This window comes from Micromonospora sp. 067-2, from assembly GCF_046549295.1.
Classification (GTDB): Bacteria; Actinomycetota; Actinomycetes; order Mycobacteriales; family Micromonosporaceae; genus Micromonospora.
In genome coordinates this window covers 283,577-305,212 of sequence record NZ_JAJPWB010000003.1, presented here as the reverse complement: position 1 = coordinate 305,212, position 21,636 = coordinate 283,577, and the positions used below count along the sequence as shown (strand labels likewise).

Genomic DNA, 21,636 nt, shown 5'->3' with positions numbered 1-21,636 from the left:
CGCCCCACCGACGGCCGGCTCCCCTCGGGGGCCGGCCGTCGTCGTTCCGTCAGGCCGAGGCGGTGAGCAGTCGCACGGCCTCGCGCACGTCGTCGGTCAGGTGGATCGTCGCCGACAGGTCGCCGAACGGCGAGGCGGCCAACAACGGGCGCAACAGCGCCTCCACCGGCAACTCCTGGGTCCAGTACGCGCGGTCCAGGAAGATGTACGCCCCGCTCGCCCCGTCGGTGCCGTAGTAGGTCTTGGTGGCCGCCTGGAACACCTCCTGCACCGTGCCCGCCCGCCCCGGGGCGAAGACGATGCCGCCCCGGGCGAGCCGCAGGATGGTGTCCTCCCGGATCGCGTTCGAGAAGTACTTGGCGATCCGCCCCGCGAACAGGTTCGCCGGTTCGTGCCCGTACAGCCAGGTCGGGATCGCCAGCCCACCGGCTCGCGCCCATCCGGCGTCGGCACCGCGCTGCCGGGGCACGCCCGCGTACCGCTGCCGGACCGTCAGCGCCGTGGCGGTGTACCGCTGGTGGTCGGCGAAGTCGGGCGCGGTGGCCAGCAGGTCGATCGCCGCGGTCAGCTCGGTCGCCGGATGGTCCGCCAGGAAGGCGCCGAGATTCGCCGCCTCCATCACCCCGGGGCCGCCGCCGGTCACCACCAGGCGGTCGGCCCGGGCCAGCTCCCAACCCAGCACCGCCGCCATCCGGTACGCCGGGCTGCCGCGTCGCACCGCGTGCCCGCCCATGATGCCCACCACCGACTGCGGCCCGTTCTCGGCCAGCCAGGCACGGGTGGCGTCGGCCAGCGCGTTGTCCACGCCGTGGTCGTGCAGTCGCTGGCCGAGCGCCTCCTTGACGTCCGGCAACGCGCCTCCGTGCGCCCGGTAATGGGCGTACACCCGGGTGTCGTACATCCCGGCGAACCCGCCCTCGGCGAACCCGGCGGCCAGGTCGTCGGGGGTGTAGAGGTGCGCCGGCTGAGTCGGGTACGGCAGCCCGGAGAACGGCGGCACCACGTTCGCGCCGCGCCGGACCAGGTCGGCGCCGACGTCCCGGGATGCGAACCGACAGCCCACGAAGAGGGTGCCGGTGACCTCGACTCCGGTCAGGTCGGGCACCGGGGCGAGGTCGAGGCGCAGTCCCTGCACGGTCAACCCGGTCAGGCGGCCGGAGGCCAGCCGCCGGTCGAACTCGTCCCGGGTCTGGATCTCGTCGGTGTGCAGTTGCGGCTCGATGACGTCCGCGGGAGGTGGGGTCGGCACCCGGCCATCCTGCCCCTCCGGCGGGGCGGGCCCAAACCGGGCGGGGGTGGCACCGACAGGAGCCCGGCGGCCGAGGCCACCGGGCTCCTGCGTAACCGGGTCCTGGGGAGGCTCCGGACCATTAGTTGTAGTGGAAATCACCTGGCGACGGCATAGGCCGCAGGCGTGAGCAAACCCTCAGCCGTTCAGCGGAACGCGTCGGCCGACCCGCTCGCGCGTTGCCCCGTCCAGCGGGTTGAATGGGGCAATGCAGAACCTTTTGCCGGAGCCACCGGCCACCCTCCTTCCGGCGAACGACGAGGCCGACACCGCCCTGGCCGCCGCCGAGGAGGTCGGCACCGACGGGGCGTACGCCGAGGTGGCGGCCCGCTTCCCCACCTACAGCGCGGCCTGGGCGGAGCTCGCGGCGCGGGCGTTCGCGCAGGAGCAGGTGGTGACGGCGTACGCGTACGCGCGCACCGGCTACCACCGTGGGCTGGACCAGCTGCGTCGCAACGGCTGGAAGGGTCACGGACCTGTGCCGTGGGCGCACGAGCCGAACCGGGGCTTCCTCCGCTGCCTGTACGTGCTCTCCCGAGCCGCCGACGAGATCGGCGAGGCCGACGAGGCGGCCCGTTGCGCCCAGTTCCTCCGCGACTGTGACCCGTCGGCGGCGGACGCGCTGGCCAGCCACTGACACCCGTTCCGACGGCCGGGCCGGTGCAGAGGCCGGCCCGGCCGTCGGCGGCTCACAACCCTTCGGCGACCGCGGCGGCGATCTTCAGCCAGGCGTCCCGGGTGGCTGCGGACAACCCGCCGTACCGGATCGGCTCGCCACTGTCGATGAGCCGCTCGTAGGGTGCCAGCAGCACCGCCCTGGTCCGGGCGGCGAAGTGCTCCTGGATGGCCGGCAGGTCGATCTCCTTGCGGGACGGTGGCATCGACACGACCGTCACCGCCTGCCGAACCAGCCGTTGCCGGCCGCTCTGCTCCAGGTGGTCGAGCATCCGCGCGGCGGTCTCGGCCGAGTCGTTGCGGGCCGACATGGTGACGACCAGTTGGTCGGTCGCGTCCATCGACGCCTGCCAGTTCTGCGCCCGGACGTTGTTGCCGGTGTCCACGAAGATCAACTTGTAGAACCGGCTGACGACCTCCCGAATCTCGGCGAACGCGGCCGCGGTGAGCATCTCACCGCCGGTGGCCGACTCGTCCGAGGCCAGCACGTCGAACATCCCCTCGCCCTGCGAGCGGACGTACTGCGACAGGTCACCGACCCGCCCGTGCGCGCCCTGGAACTGACCGAGGTCACGCAGCATGTCCCGTACCGTGCGCGAGTGGAAGTCCTGTTGGGCGCGCATCCCGAGGGTGCCCTGGGTCTCGTTGTTGTCCCAGGCCAGCACGTAGCCACCGCGCTTCTGACCGAACGTCATCGCGAGCAGCAGGATGGCCACCGTCTTGCCGGCGCCACCCTTCGGGTTGACCACGGTCACCTGCCGCAGCCCGCCGAAGTTGCGGCGCACCATCTCGATGTCGCGCTTGAGCTCCTGCTCCTGCCGCCCCGGAGCGAGCCGCAGCAGGCCCATCTTGTTGACCACCGCGCGTACACCCATGGTGGCGACCGGGTCGGCGGGCCGCACCTGCCGACGCCGGGCGAAGTCCTCGGCGGTCGGCGCAGCGGTGGTCTCCGGTGTCCAGGTGGCGTCCGGATAGCCGGTCGACGGCGGCACCCGGGTCACCCCCTCGGCCTCCTGGTACTGCTGCGGCGGCGCGGGCGCTATCCCCGGGGTGCCCTGCTGCCAGGGCGGCGGATACCAGCCCGGCGACGGCGGGAACGGCCCCGGCGGCGGGGCAACCGGCACACCCTGCTGTGGCACCGCAATGCTCTGCGGCGGATCAGCGAGCCGTGGCACGTCCGGTGGAGGCGGGATCGGCGCGGAACCAGCCTGGCCGCCAACCGCCCCCGCATAGGTCTGCCCGGAGTACGTCGTGCCGGTGCCCGCGTACGGGCTCTGCGCTGCGCCGGGGTGCGACGGCTGCGGGCCGGGCGGAGCCGGAATCGGAGGCGTTGCGCCGGCAACCTGCCCGTTGGCCGGCCCGGATGCGCCGGACGGCCGCTGCGGCGGATACGCCCAGGGTGATTCCGTGCCGGGCCGCGTGGCTGCCGCGGCGGGGCCATCCTCCGGGGCGCCGGTCCCGCCATCCGTGGTTTCCGGCGGATCGGCCGCTGCGGGCTCGGCGGTGGTGGCACCGGCAGCTGCTCCGTGCTCGACGTGCACGGGCGCTGGCGCGGGATGGTCCAGGGTGAACGGCTGATGCAGGTCGACGCCGCCCGGCACGATCGGCGGGGCGGGAATGGTCGGACCCGAAACCGCCCGGCCGTCGGCGCCGACCAGCACGCCGTCCGGGGGCACGGCCGGAGCAGCGGCGCCGGTGGGCCCGGCCGGGCCTGCTGCTTCGTTGGAAGCGGAGCCGGTCACCGGGAGGCCGGGCACGGCGTCCACGGTCGGCGGCGTCGGCAGGGCGTCGTCGATTGCCGGGCCGGGTGCGGCAGGTGTCGGCGGGTCGGTCGGCGGCGTCCAACCCGGCTGCGGCGGGGCCCAGCCCGACGCGGACCGGCCGTCGACCCCCCAGTCGCCCGGCGGTGGCACGGCACCGGTGAGCGACGGATAGTCCGACGGCGACGGCGGCGCTCCGGCCGGCGCCCCGGGTTGCCAGGGGACCGGCGGACCGCCCGTCGACGGCGCGGCCACCGGCGGCAGCACGACCGACGACTCCGCGCTCGACGAGGGGACATCCCTCCGGTCGGCGACCGACGCCCATGGCGGCACCACGCCGGACCCGGCCGACTCGGTTGGCCAGAGTGGTTCGATGTCCCGCTCCGGCGCCGGCTGCTGGCCGGGCACCTGCGCCCGGTCGGCTTTCTCGTCCATTACGGCCTCCCCAGTCCTCCTGCGAGGATAGGCCCACCGGCCGACGAGGGCCGTCCGGCGCAGCCGGGGTCAGATCGACCAGACCGCCCAGGCGCCCGGCTCGATCCACCAGGATCGCTTCCGGGTCAGCTCGCCCTCGACGCCGTCGTCGAGGTAGGGCACCTTTCCCTCCCTGGGCAGCACCGACACGGCCCGCCCGCGAGCCCGCCGCACCTCCAGGCGTACCCGCCTCCTGCCGAGCGCCGAGCGGACGACCACCGGCACCGCCACCGCGACCTCGACCTGGCCGTCGGTTGGGTCCGGCGCGGCCAGGAGGGTCACGTCGTTCAGCTCGGCGTACCCGCCGGCGTTGCCGATCGCGCAGGCCAGCAGTGGTTCGTCGCCGTCGGCGAGAACGACGTCGTCCACCTCCACGCGCGCCCGCCAGTGCAGCGGCCGGCCGGCGTCGTCGGCGGCACCGAGCAGGGCGCCGTCCAGGGTCACCGATCCGCCGTCGTTGCGCAGCAGGTCCAGCCGGCGTGGCGTGCCGTCGAGCACCGCGGCGGCCACCGCCGCCGGATCACGGGGCAGTCCGAGCTGCGCGGCCAGGTCCCGGTGGTCGCCGCCACGGGCCGGATCGAGCGGGAGTACGGCCACCGGCGGCAGGTCGGGCAGCGTCCGGTCACCGGGCAGGTCCGCCGGACGACGGCTCGGCGCTGGTGCGTACCGCCGGACCAGCCGGCGCAGCACGGCGCGCAACTGCGCGTCGCTGGCCGTGGCGACGACCAGTCGGGTCTTGCCGTCCGGGTCCGGCCAGGTGAGGCCGTCCGCGCGGGGCGGGCCGTCGAGCCGCGCCAACACCTCGTCGATCTCCGCATTCGACCGGGCGGTGACCGTCTGCACCCGTGCGCCGCGGGCGTTCAGCGCGTCGGCGCAGGCCAACACGGGTACGCGGGGCCGCTCGGTGACGCAGTGTTCGGTCTCGCCGTGCGGGTCGGTCTCGCCGGATGCGGCCCGCGGGTCGGTGTCGGCATCGGTCGCACCGCCGCAGCAGGCGCCGCCGCTGCCGCACCCCGTGGGAGCGTCCCGCTCCGATGCGAGGGTGAGCAGCACCACGTCGTACACGGAAGGAGCCTCCTGCCTCTCGACGCGACCCCTGCCGGCCGCGCCGTCACTACTTGTTAACCTGACACCCCGGGCTCGCCAACCGGTCGCCACCTGGCACCCGAGCCTTCTGGAGGCGGAATATGCCAGCGATCGTGCTCATCGGCGCTCAGTGGGGCGACGAGGGCAAGGGCAAGGTTACCGACCTGCTGGGTGAGCGGGTCGACTACGTCGTGCGTTACTCCGGTGGCAACAACGCGGGCCACACGGTGATCACCCCGGACGGCCAGAAGTACGCCCTGCACCTGATGCCCTCCGGCGCGCTCTCACCGAACGCGATGATCGTCATCGGCAACGGTGTGGTGGTCGACCCGAAGGTGCTGCTCGCCGAGATCGACGGCCTGGCCGAGCGCGGCGTCGACGTGTCCCGGCTGCGGATCTCCGGCGATGCGCACCTGATCATGCCGCACCACCGTGCGCTGGACCGGGTGATCGAGCGCTACCTCGGCTCGTCGCGGATCGGCACCACCGGCCGCGGTATCGGCCCGGCGTACGGCGACAAGGTCGCCCGGATCGGCATCCGGCTCCAGGATCTGCTCGACCCGGGCATCCTGCGCAAGAAGCTGGAACTCGCGCTGCGCGAGAAGAACCAGATCCTGTTCAAGGTCTACAACCGCAAGGCGATCGACCTCGAGGCGACCGTCGAGGAGTACCTGGAGTACGCGGAGCGGCTCAAGCCGTACATCGCGGAGACCCGAGCCATGCTCTGGGACGCCCTGGACCGGGGCGAGACGGTGCTGCTGGAGGGCGCCCAGGCCACCATGCTGGACATGGATCACGGCACGTACCCGTTCGTGACCTCGTCCAACCCGACCGCCGGCGGTGCCTGCGTGGGCGCCGGCATCCCGCCCACCGCGATCAACAAGGTGATCGCGGTGAGCAAGGCGTACACCACCCGGGTCGGCGCGGGTCCGTTCCCGACCGAGTTGTTCGACGCCAGCGGCGAGCACCTGCGCAAGATCGGCGCGGAGTACGGCACGACCACCGGGCGGGAGCGCCGGTGCGGATGGTTCGACGCGGTGGTCGCCCGGTACGCCTGCCGCCTCAACGGCGTCACCGATCTGGTCATCACCAAGCTGGACGTGCTCACCGGGCTGCCCAAGGTGCCGATCTGCGTCGGTTACGAGATCAACGGCAAGCGGGTCGACGACATGCCGATGAGCCAGACCGACTTCCACCACGCCACTCCGGTCTATGAGGAGCTGGACGGCTGGTGGGAGGACATCACCAAGGCCCGCACCGCCGAAGAGCTGCCGGAAAACGCCCGCCGCTACATCGACCGCGTAGAAGAACTCTGCAACACGAAGGTCAGCGTGGTAGGCGTGGGCCCAGGCCGAGAAGAAAACGTGGTCCGCCACCCCCTCCTCCCCTAACCCACCGCGCTCCTTTGGTTGATCATGAAGTTATTGCCCAAAACCTCGGTGTGTCCTGGCAATAACTTCATGGTCAACCTGCACTAGGAGCGTGGTTATCCACAGGTGGGGCCTTTGGTTGTCCACAGGGGGGTGTCTGGGGGGTCGCGCTGGGTCAGGGTGGCGGGGTGGACGCCTTGGAGGTTGTGCGGCGGGTTGCTGTCGAGCGGGACGGGATTGTAACGATTGGGCAGGCGCGGGCCGCTGGCCTGACCGTCCACGAGGTGCAGAGGTTCTGTCGGGCCGGCCGCTGGCGCGTTGTCGCGCGGGGCAGCTATCTCGTGGACGCCGATCTGTACGACGCTGTGCCGCGACGGGCGCGGATCAGGGCGGCGGTCTCCTCCACCTGTCGGTGCCGGGTCCCGTCGCCAGGCCGGCGCGGCTCGCCCATCCGGAGGTGGTGGTCCATCAGTTGGTCATCGCGCCCAATCACCTGGGCCGGGTGCACGGCCTCTGCGCTACCGACCCGCTCAGGACCCTTGCCGACCTCAGCCTGCGGGCTGATCGTTCCTCGGCGGTGAGTGTGTTGGATTCGGCGCTGAATCGTCGCTTGGTGACGGACCAAGACCTGCTCTGCGTCCCCAGGCCTCATTCGCGGGCGGCGCGGGGCGGTCGCGGCTCGGGGCTACCTGGGCGAGGCGGACGGGCGGGCGCAGTCGCCGCTCGAGACCCGTGCCCGGCTCCGCTGCGTCGACGGAAACGTGCCGCCCGACGCCCTCCAGCTGGAGGTCCGCGACGACGACGGCTATCTGCTCGGCATCGGCGACCTTGGTTGGCGGGCTCCCCGGATCATCGCCGAGGCCGACGGTCGAGGCCCCTCACGGTCTACCCGAGGCTGTCTTCACCGACCGACGCCGCCAGAACCTAATGATCAACGCCGGCTGGACCGTCCTCCGCTTCACCTGGAGGGACACCCTCCAGCCCGACTACATCCCCCAAACCGTCCGCCGAGCGATTGCCGCTGCCCGACGCCGTTGACCATGAAGTTGTTGCCTCGACACGCCGAGCCGGGGGGCAATAACTTCATGATCACCGGCTGCCGCGCGGGGGCGGGGACCGGGGTCAGTAGGATTCCCGGTCGTGCGGGTTCTTTTGGTGGGTGGTGGGGGGCGGGAGCATGCTCTCGCGCTCGGGTTGGTGGCGGATTCGGGCGTTACGGGGCTGGTTGCTGCGCCCGGTAATCCGGGGATCGCCGACGTTGCTGAGCTTCGGGTGGTCACCCCCACCGATCCGGGGGCGGTGGCCGCGTTGGCTGTGGAGATCGCCGCTGACCTGGTCGTGATCGGGCCGGAGGCGCCGCTGGTCGCCGGGGTCGCCGACGCCGTACGCGCCAAGGGCATCGCCGTTTTCGGCCCCTCGGCCGAAGCCGCTCGCCTGGAGGGGTCCAAGGCGTTCGCCAAGGACGTGATGACCGCCGCCGGTGTGCCGACCGCCCGCGCGTACGTCTGCACGGACGAGGAGAGCACCGCGCGGGCGCTGGACGAGTTCGGCACACCGTACGTGGTCAAGGACGACGGGCTCGCCGCCGGCAAGGGCGTGGTGGTGACCGACGACCGGTCGGCCGCCCTGGCGCACGCCGGCGAGTGTGGCCGGGTCGTGGTCGAGGAGTTCCTCGACGGCCCCGAGGTCAGCCTCTTCGTGGTCACCGACGGCGAGGCTGCGCTGCCGCTGCTGCCCGCACAGGACTTCAAGCGGATCGGCGACGGCGACACCGGCCCGAACACCGGCGGCATGGGCGCGTACGCCCCGCTGCCGTGGGCCCCGCCCGGCCTGGTCGACGAGGTCATGCGCGACGTGGTCCACCCCACCCTGGCCGAGCTGCGCCGCCGGGGTACCCCGTTCGTCGGCCTGCTCTACGTCGGGCTCGCGATCACCGCCGCCGGCCCTCGGGTGATCGAGTTCAACGCCCGCTTCGGCGATCCGGAGACGCAGGTGGTGCTCGCGCTGCTGGAGACCCCGCTGGGCGGGTTGCTGCACGCGGCGGCCACGGGCACGCTGGCCGATCATCCGCCGCTGCGCTGGCGGCCGGGCGCGGCGGTCACCGTGGTGCTCGCCGCGCAGGGCTATCCGGCTGCGCCGCGCACCGGCGACGTGATCACCGGCGCCGACCGGCCGGGCATCATCCACGCCGGCACCGTCCTCCGGGCCGGCGACGGCGCGTTGCTGTCCGCCGGCGGTCGGGTGCTCTGCGGTACGGCCACCGGCGCCGACCTGGCTGCCGCCCGCACCGCCGCGTACGCGTTGGTGGACGGGGTGGAACTGGCGGGCTCGCAGCACCGCACCGACATCGCCTCGGCCGCCATCGACGGCCGGATCACGATTCCCGGCTGAACCGGGCAACCTCGGTCCCCCTCGCTTCCGTTTGATCGGTGAGGCGAGCGAGAGGCCGGAACGGCGGGAAGCTGCACGTTGGCGCTGGACCAGCGCGACTGCACAGTGCGGCGGTATCCGGACGGCGCCGCCACGATCACAGGCATCCTGGTCGACCCGGGAGGCCGCGCCTCGCGCTGGGTGCTGGTGCAGCGCGCGGAGGGGACGTCGGTGTCGGTCCGGGTGGACAACATCTCGGTCTCGGCGGATGGTCGGCCCGAGACGACCGCGGGCACGCTGACCCTGGATCAGCTGGTGGCCATCGGCCGGTCGGCGGGTCTGACGCTGTATCCCTGACCCGGCACCGGTCTGGCGCTTCAGCCGTAGTAGCGGCGCAGCTCGCGGCTGAGCACCTTACCGGTGGCGTTGCGGGGCAGGTACTTCACGAAGATCACGTCACGCGGTACGGAGAAGCGGGCCAGGTAGTGCCGGACGTACTCGCGGACGGCCTCGGGGTCGAGGGTCTCGCCGGGGTGCAGGGCGAGGAACGCGGCCAACCGTTGGCCGTACTCCGGGTCCGGCATGCCGATCACGGCCGCCTCACGGACCTGGGGCAGCTGGGCGAGCAGGTCCTCCACCTCGGACGGGAAGACGTTCTCACCGCCAGAGACGATCATGTCGTCCGCTCGGCCGTCGACGAAGAGCAGCCCGTCGGCGTTGAGTCGGCCGAGGTCACCGGTGTCGAGCAGGCCGTCGCGGGTCTCTCGGGAGCCCCCGGAGGTGTAGCCCTCGAAGAGCATCTCGTTGCCGACGAAGATCCGCCCGACCCGGCCGTCGGGCACGGGTTCGCCACCGTCGTCGAGGATCGCCAACCGGGTGCCGTGCGGCGGCCGGCCGGCGGTGGTGGGTGCCTTCCGCAGGTCGGCCGGCGCGGCGATGGAGGCCCAGGAGACCTCGGTCGAGCCGTACAGGTTGTAGACCACGTCGCCGTAGGCGTCCATGAACGTCGGGGCGAGCCCACCGGGCAGGGCCGAGCCGCTGACCGCGACGACCTTGAGGGGAGGCCGCGGGTCCGGTAGGGGCACCTCCAGCAGTCGCTGCACCATCACCGGTACGGCGAACAGTGCGTCGCAACCATGCGCCACCAGGGCGGCGAGCGTGGCGGCCGGGTCGAAGCGGCGGTGCAGCACGATGGTGGCCCGCAGCGCGAAGCAGATCTGGAGTGCCGCGTAGCCCCAGGTGTGGAAGATCGGTGCGGCGATCATCACGGTGCCCCGGGCGTGCAGCGGGATGCGGTCGATGATGGACACCAATGGTCCGAAGCCGCTCGGGGTGGGACGCCGGGCGCCCTTCGGTGCGCCGGTGGTGCCCGAGGTGAGCACGATGATCCGCCCATCCCGCTCCGGCGGTTGCAGGTCGCCCGGCAGCGCCCCGGCCACCAACTCCTCCCGGGCACGTTCGTCGAGGCGGGGTAGCTCTGCGGGAAGGCCGAGGACCCGATCGGTGAACTCGTCGTCGTGCACCAGCAGCCGGAGCCGCTGTTCCTCGGCGACGGTGTCCAGTTGGGCCGCGGAGAGCCCGGTGTTGACCAGGACCGCGTCGACGCCGAGCAGGGTGGCCGCGACGATCGTCTCGATCAGCCCGTGGTGGTTGCGGCAGAGCACGCCGATCCGGTCGCCGGCCTGTACGCCGAGCCCCGCCCGCATCGACCGGGCCATCCGCTCGGACCGGTCGAGCAGATCCTGATAGGTCAGCTCGACGCCGTCCTCGTCGATCACCGCGGGCCGGCCGGGGTCCCGGGCGGCTGCCTGGCGGAGTTCGCCGGCCAGGCTCCAGCCCCACTTGCGCAAGGCGCTGAGCTGCGAGGCGACCCGGATCGGCCGGCCGGGAGTGAGCAACCCACGACGGGTCAGCGTGGCAACGACGAACGGCAGGTCCATGCCGCAGACCTCCTTCCGGGCTGGTGCGCGGACAGGGCGAGAGTCTCCCTGTCCGTGAGGGCGTCATCCTTGATCATGCACCCGGCGCGGCACCAGGCCCAGCCAGCGTGGGCGTGGGGTGACGAAGACGGCACGGATCGTGGGATCCAGGGCGGAGCGGCCAGGTGTCGGCCCAACCACTGCGGCCCAACCACACCCGGCCGAACTGTGGCCCAACCACCTCCGGCCCCGGCCCGGCGTTCGCGGGGCGGGGCCGGAGGCGGGTCGTTCAGCGGATCTGCATCCCGGAGATCGCCCGGGAGATGACCAGACGCTGGATCTCCGAGGTGCCCTCGAAGATGGTGTAGATCTTGGCGTCGCGGTACCAGCGCTCGACCGGATGGTCGCGCAGGAAGCCGGCTCCGCCGAGCAACTGCACCGCCTTCCCGGTGACTGACACCGCCACCTCACCGGCCTTGAGCTTGGACATCGAACCCTCGCCGGCGGTGAACGGGCGGTTGTTGCGACCCATCCAGGAGGCCCGCCAGACCAGCAGTCGTGCCGCGTCGATCTCCATCCGCATGTCGGCCAGCGTGAACGCGACCGCCTGGTTCTCGATGATCGGGCGTCCGAACTGGATCCGGTCCTTGGCGTACTCCAGCGCGTACTCGTAGGCGGCCCGGGCCACGCCGAGCGCCTGCGCGCCGACCGTGGGTCGGGTCAGCTCGAAGGTCCGCATCGCGGCCTGCCCGCTGGCCCGCTGCCCGGAGCGGGCACGGTCGAGGCGTTGCAGCAGGGCGTCCCGTCCGCCGAGCAGGCAACGGCCGGGCACGCGTACCTCGTCGAGGAAGACGTCGGCGGTGTGCGACGCGCGCAGGCCCAGCTTGCGCAGCTTGCGGGTCGCGGCCAGGCCGGGCGTGCCGGGCGGTACGACGAACGCCGCCTGACCCCGGGAGCCGAGCGTGGGGTCGACAGAGGCGGTGACCACGTGCACCCCGGCGATGCCGCCGTTGGTGGCGTACGCCTTCTGCCCGGTCAGCACCCACTCGTCGGTGGCCTCGTCGTAGACGGCCCGGGTCCGCATCGCTGCGACGTCGGAGCCGGCCTCGGGTTCACTGCTGCAGAACGCGGCGACGGCCGGCGAGTCGACGTCGCCGAAGCACTGCGGCACCCACTCGATCATCTGCTCGGGGGTGCCCGCGCCGTAGATGGCGGCGACGGCGAGGGAGGTGCCGAAGATGCTCAGGCCGATGCCGGCGTCACCCCAGAAGAGTTCCTCGCTGGCGATCGGCAGGGAGAGCCCGGTCGGGTCGGCCCAGCAGGTGGCGAGGAACTCGAAGCCGTAGAGGCCGACCTTGGCGGCCTCCTGGATCACCGGCCACGGGGTGTCCTCGCGCTCGTCCCACTCGGCGGCGGCCGGGCGCACGACCTCGGCGGCAAAGCCGTGCACCCAGTCGCGTAGGTCCCGCTGTTCCTCGGTCAGGTCGAGCGAGAAGTCGACCACGGCGCCAGCCTTTCGTTCGCGGACTGCGGGGCTCGCAACCCCGGCTCACTCCTCGCGCTCACATCAGGCCTTGGGGATGTCGAACAGGTTGGCGATGTTGGCGGCCAGACCGAGGTCGCCCTTCGCCTTCAGCTTGCCGGTCATGAACATCATCACCGGGTTGGCGCCACCGGAGACGATCTTCAGGAACTCGACCGGACCCATGGTCAGGGCCAGCTTCGGGTCGTGCTGCGGGGTCTCGTTCACCTGGCACTTGCCGTCGGCGATGACCACCTCGTAGGTGTCGCTGCCGCCGTCCGGGCGACCGGTGATGATCCAGTGGATGACCGCGTTGGTGGAACCGGCCCGGTCGGCGCGGAACAGCGACGGCATCCGACCGAACACCTCGCCCAGGATCTTGCCACGCAGGTCTCCGGACATCACCTGGGCGATCTTGTCGTCCGGGGTGGACTTGACCAGCTGGGCGAACTCCTTGGGGCCGAGGTTGTCGAAAGTGGCCGGGTCGAAGTCAGTCATGAGAAGTGCCTTCCGTGAACGATTTGGCTACTCGCGCGTAACCCTACGCACGAGTAGGTATGCTCGCAAGGTGTCCACCACTCCCGCCTTCAAGCGCCTGCCACGGGCCGTCCGTGAGCAGCAGATGCTCGACGCGGCGGTCAAGGTCTTCTCCCGGCGCGGCTTCCACGCTGCCAGCATGGACGAGATCGCGGAGGTCGCCGGCATCTCCAAGCCGATGGTCTACGCGTACCTGGGGACCAAGGAGGAGTTGTTCGTCGCCTGCCTGCACCGCGAGGGCACCCGGATGATGCAGGCCATCGCCGGCGCCGCCGCACCCGACCTGCCGGCCGACGAGCGACTCTGGCGAGGGCTGAGAGCGTTCTTCGGCTTCGTGGGCGCGTACCGCGACGGCTGGGCCGTGCTCTACCGGCAGGCCCGGGGCGAGCAGCCGTTCGCGGCCGAGTTGGCCACCATGCGGGCCCGGCTGGTCGAGGTGGTCGCCGGAATGCTCGACCACGCGCTGCGCGCCGAGGGCCGCGAGATCGCCGCCGTCGACCTGGAGGTCGTCGCGTACGCGCTGGTCGGCGCGACCGAGTCGCTGGCCGACTGGCTCGCGGACCATCCCGAGGCCGACCCGGAGCGGACCGCCACCCGGATGATGAACGTGGCCTGGCTCGGCGCCGGCCAGCTCCTGCACGGCGTCACCTGGCGCCCGCCGGCCGACTGACCGCCCCGACCCACCGTCACCGCGCCGGTGTCGTGCGTCCGGCCCCCGGCGGTTCAGTGGCGGTCGGCGGCCCGGTGGCGCGCGCGGTGGCGCAGCCAACGGACGCCCTCGATGCCGAGCGTGACGATCACCGAGAGCCCCACACCCGCGAGGACGCCCCGCACCGGGTCGCGTTCGAAGGCCAGCCCGCCGAAGTAGCCGAGCAACCCGCAGTACAGCGCCCAGGTGATCGTCGCGATGCCGTCGTAGAGCAGGAACGGCCGGCGTGGGTAGCGCAGCGCGCCCATGGTGAGGGTGACCGCCGTCCGGCCGCCCGGCAGGTACCTCGAGGTGGTCAGGATCAGCCCGCCGCGCCGGTCGACGGCGCGCCGGGCCCACTCGGAGCTGGCCCGCCGACGGCTGCCGGCGGGGAGGTGGGTCAACCGCTCCGCTCCGCCGCCGCGCCCGATGGCGTACGAGATGTGGTCGCCGACCAGCGCGCCGAGCGCGGCGCTGACGATCACCGCGACCAGGTTGGGGTGCCCGCCATCGGCGGCGAGCACCGCCGCGGTGATCACGGCCGCCTCGCCCGGCACCGCGGGAAAGAACGCGTCGACCGCGGTGAGCCCGAAGATCACCAGGTACACCCACGGTGAGGTGACCGTTCCCCGGAGCAGGTCGAGCAGGGCGTCCATGCCCCCATGCTCAACGGCCGGACGACGGGCGGCGGGGGTTCGCGGACATTGCGCCGCCCGCTCGCCGGCTCAGCGCACCGTGCCGACCAGGTGTGGTCGGCCGGTGCGGGGATCATGCAGAGCGAAGTCCCAGCCGTCGTCGGCCCGGACGGCGGAGAAACCGATCGTGCCGGGCAACGCCACGGGCAGCTTGAACGCCACGTCGACGGTGCCGGCCCCGGGTAGCCGGTTCGCCAACGCGGCCAGGCAGCGGGCCGTGCTCCACATGCCGTGCGCGATCGGTCGGGGAAAACCGAACAGCCGGGCGCCCAGACGGGAGGTGTGGATCGGGTTGTGGTCGCCGGAGACCCGGGCGTAGTCGGTGCCGATCCGGGTGCCGACCCGCCAGTGGGCGGTGGCGGCCGGCGTCGCGGGCCGGTCACCCCGGTCGCGCCGGGCGCCGCCGTCGCCGCCACGCCCCCGACTGAGGTACGTGGCGACGCCGCGCCAGATCTCCGTTCCGCCCGCCGAGGCGACGAGTACCACGTCGAGTTGCCGGCCCCGCTCGTGCGGGCGCAGGTGCTCGGCGTACGCGGTGAGGTCCAGCGGTTCACCGGCGAGCACCGCCCGGTGCGCGGTGATCCGGTTGGACACGTGCACCAGGCCGGTCACCGGGAAGGGGAAGTCCGGCGCGGTCATCAGCCGCAGCGCCAGCGGGAAGCCGAGCACCTGCGGGTACGTCACCGGCAGCCGCTCGGCCAGCGGGAACCCGCAGACCCGGTCGTAGTCGGCCAGGTGCGTCCGGTCGACTCGGACACCGGCGACGGTCAGCGCGACAGCCGGCAGCGTCCCCCCGCGCCGCCCACCGGGCAGTGCTCCGCGCAGTGCCCGCCGGTACAGCGGCCCGACGGCCGGCAGTCGGGGCAGGTCGACGGTGGCCGGTACCGGTGGCTCGTCCGCGCCGCCCATCACGCCCCCAGCAGGCTCTGGCCGCAGACCCGGACCACGTTGCCGCTGACCGCGCCGCTGGCGGGCCAGGCCAGCCAGCCGATCGTCTCGGCCACGTCCACCGGCAGCCCGCCCTGGGCCAGGCTGTTCATCCGCCGGCCCGCCTCGCGGACGACCAGTGGGATGCGCGCGGTCATCCGGGTCTCGATGAAGCCGGGGGCCACCGCGTTGACGCTGATTCCCCGCTCGCGCAGGGCCGGGGCCAGCGAGTCGACCAACCCGATCACGCCGGCCTTGCTGGTGGCGTAGTTGGTCTGCCCCCGGTTGCCGGCGATCCCGGCGATCGAGGAGACCGCGACGATCCGGCCGCCGGCCGGGATCAGCTCCCGTTCCAGCAGCACGTCGTTGATGCGCTCCTGGCTGGAGAGGTTGACGTCGATCACCTGGTCCCACCGATCGGCGTCCATTCGGCCGAGCGTCCGGTCCCGGGTGATGCCGGCGTTGTGCACCACCACGTCGACGCGGCCGTGCCGGCCGGCCAGGTGCTCGGCGAGGCGGGTCGGCGCGTCCGGCGCGGTCAGGTCGAGTTGGACGGCCGTGCCGCCGATGTCGTTCGCCACCGCGGCCAGCGCGTCCCCGGCGGCCGGGACGTCCAGCGCCACCACCCGCGCGCCGTCGCGGGCGAGCACCCGGGCCAGCGCCGCGCCGATACCCCGGGCGGCGCCGGTGACCAGCACGACCTGCCCGTCCAGTGGGCGGTTCCAGTCGACGGGCGAGCTCGCGCCACTGGCGCCGACCCGGATCACCTGCCCCGAGACGTACGCGGACCGGCCGGACAGGAGGAAGCGGAGGGTCGATTCCAGGCTCGTCAGGGTGCCGGTCGCACCGCCATCGCGGGTGACCTGGACGAGTTGGGCGGTGACGCCGCGGCCGAACTCCTTGCCGATGCTGCGGACCAGCCCTTCCAGGGCGCGTTGGGCGGTCGCCTCGCGCGTCGTCGGGCACTGCAGCGGCGGGGTGCCCAGCACGATCACCCGACCACTGGGCAGCACGGCTCGGGCCTGCGGATGGAAGAAGTCGTAGAGCTGGCGCAGGTCGGTCGAGTCGGTGATCCCGGTGGCGTCGAAGAGCAGTGCGCCGTACCGCTGCGGGGTTTCGGTGAGGTTGGCGGTGGCGGACGGGTCGGCCAGCTCGACCCCGGCGTCGGTCAGGATCCTGGCTACCGGATCGGCGAGCCGGCCGCCGGCGCCCGCGCCGAGCAGGGCCGGGCCGGGTAGCAGCGGGTCGCCGGGGGAGTGCCGGCGCAGCCGCGGCGGGTCGGGCAGCCCGAGGCGCTTGACCAGCGCGCGGCCGGCGGCCGATTGGACGAAGCTCGCGTACCTGTCGGTCATGGGCGTAGCCTACTGGCGAGTAGGGTTCGGGCAACACATCTCGAGGAGGCGGATCGTGCAGAGCATCCGGCGGGTCGCGGTCATCGGGGGCAACCGCATCCCCTTCGCCCGTTCCAACTCCCGCTACGCCGACGCGTCCAACTCGGACCTGCTCGGCGCGGCGCTCGACGGCCTGGTGGCCCGGTACGGGCTGGCCGGCCAGCGGATCGGCGAGGTGGTGGCCGGTGCGGTGCTCAAGCACTCCCGCGACTTCAACCTCGCCCGCGAGGTCGTGCTCGGCTCCCGGCTCGACCCGCACACCCCGGCGTACGACATCCAGCAGGCCTGCGGCACCGGCCTGGAGGCGGCGATCCTGGTCGCCAACAAGATCGCCCTCGGGCAGCTCGACGTGGGCATCGCCGGCGGTGTCGACACCACCTCCGACGCGCCGCTCGCGGTCAACGAGGAGATGCGGCGCACGCTGCTCCGACTCAACTCGGCCCGGACCGTCGGTCAGCGGCTCAGGATCGCCGCGAAGCTGCGCCCGCTGCAGCCGTTCCAGCCGGAGATCCCGCGCAACGCCGAGCCGCGTACCGGCCTGTCGATGGGCGACCACGCGGCCCGCACCGCGCTGCACTGGCAGGTCGACCGGCAGTCCCAGGACGAACTGGCGCTGCGCTCGCACCAGCGGCTGGCCGCCGCGTACGACCGGGGTTTCTTCGACGACCTGATGACGCCGTACCTGGGGTTGACCCGCGATCAGAACCTGCGCCCCGACACCAGCCTGGAGAAGCTCGGCGCGCTCAGGCCGGTCTTCGGCACCCGGGGGTCGGACGCCGATCGGGCCACCATGACCGCGGGCAACTCCTCGCCGCTCACCGACGGCGCGTCCACCGTGCTGCTGGCCAGCGAGGAGTGGGCGGCCGCGCGCAGCCTGCCGGTGCTGGCCTGGTTCAGCTGGTCGGAGACGGCGGCGGTGGATTTCGTGCACGGCGACGAGGGGTTGCTGATGGCGCCCGCGTACGCGGTGCCCCGGATGTTGGCCCGGGCGGGGCTGACGTTGCAGGACTTCGACCACTACGAGATCCACGAGGCGTTCGCCTCGCAGGTGCTGGCCACCCTCGCGGCGTGGGAGTCGCCGGAGTTCTGCAAGGACCGCCTCGGCCTGGATGCCCCACTCGGCGCGATCGACCGGGAGAAACTCAACGTCAACGGCTCGTCCCTGGCGGCCGGGCACCCGTTCGCCGCCACCGGCGGGCGGATCGTGGCCACGTTGGCGAAGCTGCTGGCGGAGCGCGGCGGCGGACGCGGGCTGATCTCGATCTGCGCGGCTGGTGGTCAGGGCGTGACGGCCATCCTGGAGCGCTGATCCCGGGCCACCCGTTACCGCGACATCCGTCAGCAGACGTTAACGGGCTGTTCAGAAGCCGGCCCGCTGGTCGGAATTTCGCCGCGCCACAGTGGCCGTTGCCGCGCCCCCGGGTGCGGGACCGATCACTCCTGCGTGCGGAACGGGGCCGTAACACCATGGAGGCCGTCGCTCCCGGGATGACCACCCTGTCGGTGGTCGTCCCGATGTTCAACGAAACCGCGGTCATCCCGGCCCTGGTCACCCGGCTGCGGCCGGTGCTCGACGCGCTCGGCGAGGTCTACGAGGTGGTCGCCGTCGACGACGGCAGCCGGGACGACACCGTGTCGGTGCTCCTCGACCACGGCCGGGACTGGCCGCAGCTCAGGGTGATCCGGCTGCGGCGCAACAGCGGCCACCAGGCGGCGTTGACCGCCGGACTCCACCGGGCGGTCGGCCGGTGGGTGGTCAGCCTGGACGCCGACCTGCAGGATCCGCCCGAGGTCATCGCCGACATGCTGCGGGTGGCCCGCGAGGACGGCGTCGACGTGGTCTACGGCGTCCGCGGCGACCGCAGCACCGACACCGCCTTCAAGCGCAACACCGCGCGGGCCTACTACTGGGCGATGCGCCGCCTGGTCGGCGCCGAGATGCCCGCCCAGGCCGGCGACTTCCGGCTGCTCAGTCGGGACGTGATCGAGGTGCTGCGCCGGCTGCCGGAACGCGCCCCGGTCTACCGGCTGCTCGTGCCGTCGCTCGGCTTCCCCAGCACCGAGGTGCGCTACGTCCGCGCGGCACGGGCCGCCGGGGAGACGAAGTACCCGCTACTGCGGATGGTTGCCCTGGCCTGGGAGAGCACGGCGAGCTTCTCCGCCGCACCGCTGCGACTGGCCACCTGGCTGGGGATGTACAGCTTCCTGCTCTGCCTCGCGCTGATCGCGTTCGGCATGGTGGCGTACGTCGCCGGCGCCACCATCCCCGGCTGGACCTCCATGTTCGTCGCGGTGCTGCTGCTCAGCGGGGTGCAACTCGTCTGTCTCGGCCTGTTGGGCGACTACATCGGCAGGATCTACGCCACGGTGCAGAACAGACCGACCTTCCACGTCGGGTTCGACTCTCTCGACGACGTCCCGCGCACCGCGACGGTCGTACCCGAATCGATCGGGGACGAGTCGCGCGCACCGGACCTGCGGCCGGTCATCGGCGCCCGTGGCTGAGGCGACGCTGCTGGTCGAGCGGGTCGGCACCCCGGCGTCGGCGCCCCGTCGGACCGTCCTCCTGCCGGCCCTCACCGGGCTGCCCTGGGCGCTCGCCGTCGCCGCACTGCTCCTGCTCTGGTGGCGAGGCGGCGTGCCCGTTCCCGACCTCGTCCGGTACACCGCCTACTGGTCCTTCGCCCTGGTGCTACCCGGCACGCTGGTGCACCGCGCGCTGCGCGGCGGCCGGGGCAACCTGCCGGAGGACCTCGCGTACGGGGCGGCCACCGGCCTGCTGCTCGAACTCGTCGGCTGGGCGTCGGCCGCGGCGACCGGACAGCAGTCCCTGCTGCGCTGGTGGCCGCTGCCCGTGCTGGTCGCGTTCGCCGCCGTACCCGGGCTGCGCCGGCACTGGCGGGTCGGCGAGCGCCGACCACTGCCGCTGGGCTGGCACTGGGCGATGGGTGCGGCGCTGCTGCTGGTGCTGGCCTGGGGATACACCCAGTGGCGCATGGTGCCGCTGCCTCCGGTGTACGGCGGCTACTACCAGGACGTGCTCTACCACCTCGGGCTCGTGCAGGAGCTGACCCGGGCGATGCCGTTCGAGTTGCCGCACGTCACCGGTGAGGAACTGCGCTACCACTACCTGTCCGACGCGCACATGGCCGCCAGCAGCATGATCACGGGCATCGCACCGCCGGTGGTGCTGCTGAGGCTCTGGCTGGTGCCGGTGATCGGCACGGCGGTGGTGCTCGCGGCCGGGCTGGTCCGGGACCTCAGCGGCGCCGTCTGGACGGGTCCGGTGGTCGCCGTCGCCGGCTTCCTCGGCGGTACCGTGACGCTCGCCTCGCCCGTGGGCGCGTCCGGCGAGATGCCGTTGTCGTTCGGCAGCCCGTCGCAGACGTACGTGCTGGTGCCGTTGTTGCTGCTCACCGGGCTCTGCGTCGACGTGGCGCGGGGGCGTGCCCTGGGCCGGGCGTGGCCGCTGGTCCCCGCGCTCGGGCTGGCCTGTGCGGGGTCGAAGTCCAGCGCGCTGCCACCGCTGATCGCCGGCCTGGGTGTCACCGCGGCCGTCCTCTGGTGGCGGGAGCGACGGGTGCCGCGACCCGCCCTGGTGGCGCTGGCCTGTCTGGTGGCGGCGATGGCGTTGGGCTTCCGGTTGTTCGCGGGCGGCGGCGCCTCGACGCTGCGGGTGCAGGCGTTGGCACTGCTGCACTTCATCCTCCCGTACGCCGAGACGCTCGGTCGGGGCGACGGGATCTGGCCGGACGCGCCGCTGCCGCCGGGCATCGACGACGGTGGTGCCCTCGGGTGGCTGCTGGCGTTCGCCGTGGTGGGGTGGTGGGTGTTGGGCCAGGCGCCGCGGTGGGTGGGGATGGTCCTGCTCGTCGACCGGGGGCAGCGGGCCGATCCCGCGATCTGGCTGCTCGCCGCCACGGTGCTGGCCGGGGCAGCCACCACCTGGGTGTTCCAGCACCCGTCGGTCAGCCAGATCTACTTCTGGATGGGCGTCATTCCGATCGGTGTCGTGCTGACCGTCTGGTCGCTGGCGGCGACCCGCGTGCCCTGGCCGGTGCTGCTGTCGACCGCCGGAGCCGGCGCGCTGGCGGCGCTCGCCGCGGCCGGCGCGCTGGGAGGTTTCGCCGTGCCGGCGATCGGCCGCCCCGAGCGGAGCATCGAGGGGTGGCTGCGGGTGCTGGGAATCTCGGCCGTCCGGTACGTGCTGTTCGTCGGGCTGGCCGCGGCGCTGGCCGTCGGGGCGGCCGCGCTGTGGCAGCGACGGATCACGTCGGGCACCGTAGCCGGTCCGCGCGGGCGCCGGTCCCCGTCGGCGGGAGGCCGCCGAGGGAGGGCGACCGTGCTGGCGGCCGGCGTCACCGCCGCGCTGCTCGGCGCGAGCGTCGCGGTCCCCGTGGCCGGGACGGTCCGCTCGGTGCTGAGCGAGCCCGTGCCGGCGAGCGGGCCGCAGCCGTACGCGCTCACCGCCGACGAGATGCGCGCGGCGTTGTGGCTGGACGCCAACGCCGCCGACGACGACGTCGTCGCCACGAACGTGCACTGCCGGCCGGTGCGGACGACCCCGCACTGTGATGCCCGCGCGTTCTGGGTGACCGGCCTGGGCGGGCACCGGGCCGTGGTGGAGAGCTGGGGCTACACCGACGCGGTCGTGGCCGCGCACGGCGTGGAGAACCTGGGGTACGCCCGGCAGAGCTTCCCCGACCAGGAGTTGTTCGCGCTCAACGAGCGGGTCTTCACCGCGCCGGCCCCGGCCGACCTGGATCGGCTGCGGACGCGGTACGGCGTTCGGTGGATCTTCGCGGACACCCGGGCGGGCGTGGTGTCGCCGGAACTGGCCCGGCTGGCGCCGGTACGGCTGGTCGCCGGCTCGGTCACGATCCACGAGCTGACCGGCCCCTGAGGTCCTCCGGCCCGGTCCGGGTGCTGGCCAG

General features: G+C 72.9%; 18 protein-coding genes. 9 read left to right on the top strand and 9 right to left on the bottom strand.

The features are described from left to right. Positions 1-49: 49 nt before the first annotated feature. On the bottom strand, positions 50-1,249 hold the full coding sequence (locus tag ACLJN9_RS08115; protein ID WP_410810476.1) for an LOG family protein: 1,200 nt from the start codon (positions 1,247-1,249) through the stop codon (positions 50-52). 247 nt (positions 1,250-1,496) lie between these two features. Between ACLJN9_RS08115 and ACLJN9_RS08110 the strand changes: the two genes are divergently transcribed. Then, positions 1,497-1,925 carry a DUF3151 domain-containing protein gene (locus tag ACLJN9_RS08110; RefSeq protein WP_410810475.1) on the top strand — a complete coding sequence of 143 codons (429 nt, stop codon included), beginning with the start codon at positions 1,497-1,499 and terminating at the stop codon, positions 1,923-1,925. Positions 1,926-1,977: 52 nt separating this feature from the next. Here ACLJN9_RS08110 and ACLJN9_RS08105 read toward each other — a convergent pair whose 3' ends face one another. Both ACLJN9_RS08105 and ACLJN9_RS08100 read right to left on the bottom strand, forming a co-directional pair. Further along, positions 1,978-4,158 (bottom strand): chromosome partitioning protein, encoded by a 2,181-nt coding sequence (locus ACLJN9_RS08105; RefSeq protein ID WP_410810474.1) that lies wholly within the window; start codon positions 4,156-4,158, stop codon positions 1,978-1,980. Between the two features lie 69 nt (positions 4,159-4,227). After that, positions 4,228-5,262 carry a hypothetical protein gene (locus ACLJN9_RS08100; protein ID WP_410810473.1) on the bottom strand — a complete coding sequence of 345 codons (1,035 nt, stop codon included), beginning with the start codon at positions 5,260-5,262 and terminating at the stop codon, positions 4,228-4,230. Between the two features lie 122 nt (positions 5,263-5,384). On the opposite strand from ACLJN9_RS08100, the gene ACLJN9_RS08095 reads away from it, so the two are divergent. From ACLJN9_RS08095 to ACLJN9_RS08080, 4 genes are all read left to right on the top strand, one after another. Next, positions 5,385-6,674, top strand: coding sequence for an adenylosuccinate synthase (locus ACLJN9_RS08095; RefSeq protein WP_410810472.1), 1,290 nt, complete (start codon positions 5,385-5,387; stop codon positions 6,672-6,674). Positions 6,675-6,841: 167 nt separating this feature from the next. Further along, positions 6,842-7,234: a type IV toxin-antitoxin system AbiEi family antitoxin domain-containing protein gene (locus tag ACLJN9_RS08090; protein ID WP_410810471.1), complete on the top strand. Its 393-nt coding sequence runs from the start codon at positions 6,842-6,844 to the stop codon at positions 7,232-7,234. A 559-nt stretch (positions 7,235-7,793) separates the two neighbouring features. Continuing rightward, on the top strand, positions 7,794-9,044 hold the full coding sequence (gene purD / locus ACLJN9_RS08085) for a phosphoribosylamine--glycine ligase (RefSeq protein ID WP_410810470.1): 1,251 nt from the start codon (positions 7,794-7,796) through the stop codon (positions 9,042-9,044). Between the two features lie 78 nt (positions 9,045-9,122). Continuing rightward, positions 9,123-9,380 carry a hypothetical protein gene (locus tag ACLJN9_RS08080; RefSeq protein WP_410810469.1) on the top strand — a complete coding sequence of 86 codons (258 nt, stop codon included), beginning with the start codon at positions 9,123-9,125 and terminating at the stop codon, positions 9,378-9,380. 20 nt (positions 9,381-9,400) lie between these two features. Here ACLJN9_RS08080 and ACLJN9_RS08075 read toward each other — a convergent pair whose 3' ends face one another. The 3 genes from ACLJN9_RS08075 to ACLJN9_RS08065 form a co-directional block, all read right to left on the bottom strand. Beyond that, positions 9,401-10,963, bottom strand: coding sequence for an AMP-binding protein (locus ACLJN9_RS08075; RefSeq protein ID WP_410810468.1), 1,563 nt, complete (start codon positions 10,961-10,963; stop codon positions 9,401-9,403). Positions 10,964-11,231: 268 nt separating this feature from the next. Continuing rightward, positions 11,232-12,446, bottom strand: coding sequence for an acyl-CoA dehydrogenase family protein (locus ACLJN9_RS08070; RefSeq protein ID WP_410810467.1), 1,215 nt, complete (start codon positions 12,444-12,446; stop codon positions 11,232-11,234). A gap of 63 nt (positions 12,447-12,509) precedes the next feature. Continuing rightward, positions 12,510-12,962 (bottom strand): SCP2 sterol-binding domain-containing protein, encoded by a 453-nt coding sequence (locus ACLJN9_RS08065; RefSeq protein ID WP_410810466.1) that lies wholly within the window; start codon positions 12,960-12,962, stop codon positions 12,510-12,512. A 70-nt stretch (positions 12,963-13,032) separates the two neighbouring features. On the opposite strand from ACLJN9_RS08065, the gene ACLJN9_RS08060 reads away from it, so the two are divergent. Further along, a complete protein-coding gene (locus ACLJN9_RS08060) occupies positions 13,033-13,671 on the top strand; it encodes a TetR/AcrR family transcriptional regulator (protein ID WP_410810465.1) in 639 nt (212 codons plus the stop codon). Positions 13,672-13,724: 53 nt separating this feature from the next. Here the strand turns inward: ACLJN9_RS08060 and ACLJN9_RS08055 are convergent, their stop codons facing one another. The 3 genes from ACLJN9_RS08055 to ACLJN9_RS08045 form a co-directional block, all read right to left on the bottom strand. Then, a complete protein-coding gene (locus ACLJN9_RS08055; RefSeq protein WP_410810464.1) occupies positions 13,725-14,345 on the bottom strand; it encodes a DedA family protein in 621 nt (206 codons plus the stop codon). A gap of 69 nt (positions 14,346-14,414) precedes the next feature. Beyond that, positions 14,415-15,296: a MaoC/PaaZ C-terminal domain-containing protein gene (locus tag ACLJN9_RS08050; protein WP_410810463.1), complete on the bottom strand. Its 882-nt coding sequence runs from the start codon at positions 15,294-15,296 to the stop codon at positions 14,415-14,417. After that, entirely contained in the window at positions 15,293-16,663 is a 1,371-nt protein-coding gene (locus tag ACLJN9_RS08045) for a 3-oxoacyl-ACP reductase (protein ID WP_410810462.1), read from the bottom strand. Before ACLJN9_RS08045 ends, ACLJN9_RS08050 begins: the two co-directional genes overlap by 4 nt. Before the next feature lie 55 nt (positions 16,664-16,718). Between ACLJN9_RS08045 and ACLJN9_RS08040 the strand changes: the two genes are divergently transcribed. The 3 genes from ACLJN9_RS08040 (at position 16,719) to ACLJN9_RS08030 (ending at position 21,605) form a co-directional block, all read left to right on the top strand. After that, positions 16,719-18,011, top strand: a complete 1,293-nt coding sequence (locus ACLJN9_RS08040) for an acetyl-CoA C-acetyltransferase (RefSeq protein WP_410810461.1) — start codon at positions 16,719-16,721, stop codon at positions 18,009-18,011. A 179-nt stretch (positions 18,012-18,190) separates the two neighbouring features. Further along, a complete protein-coding gene (locus ACLJN9_RS08035; RefSeq protein ID WP_410810460.1) occupies positions 18,191-19,207 on the top strand; it encodes a glycosyltransferase family 2 protein in 1,017 nt (338 codons plus the stop codon). Then, positions 19,200-21,605, top strand: coding sequence for a hypothetical protein (locus tag ACLJN9_RS08030; protein ID WP_410810459.1), 2,406 nt, complete (start codon positions 19,200-19,202; stop codon positions 21,603-21,605). Before ACLJN9_RS08035 ends, ACLJN9_RS08030 begins: the two co-directional genes overlap by 8 nt. Positions 21,606-21,636: the final 31 nt, after the last annotated feature.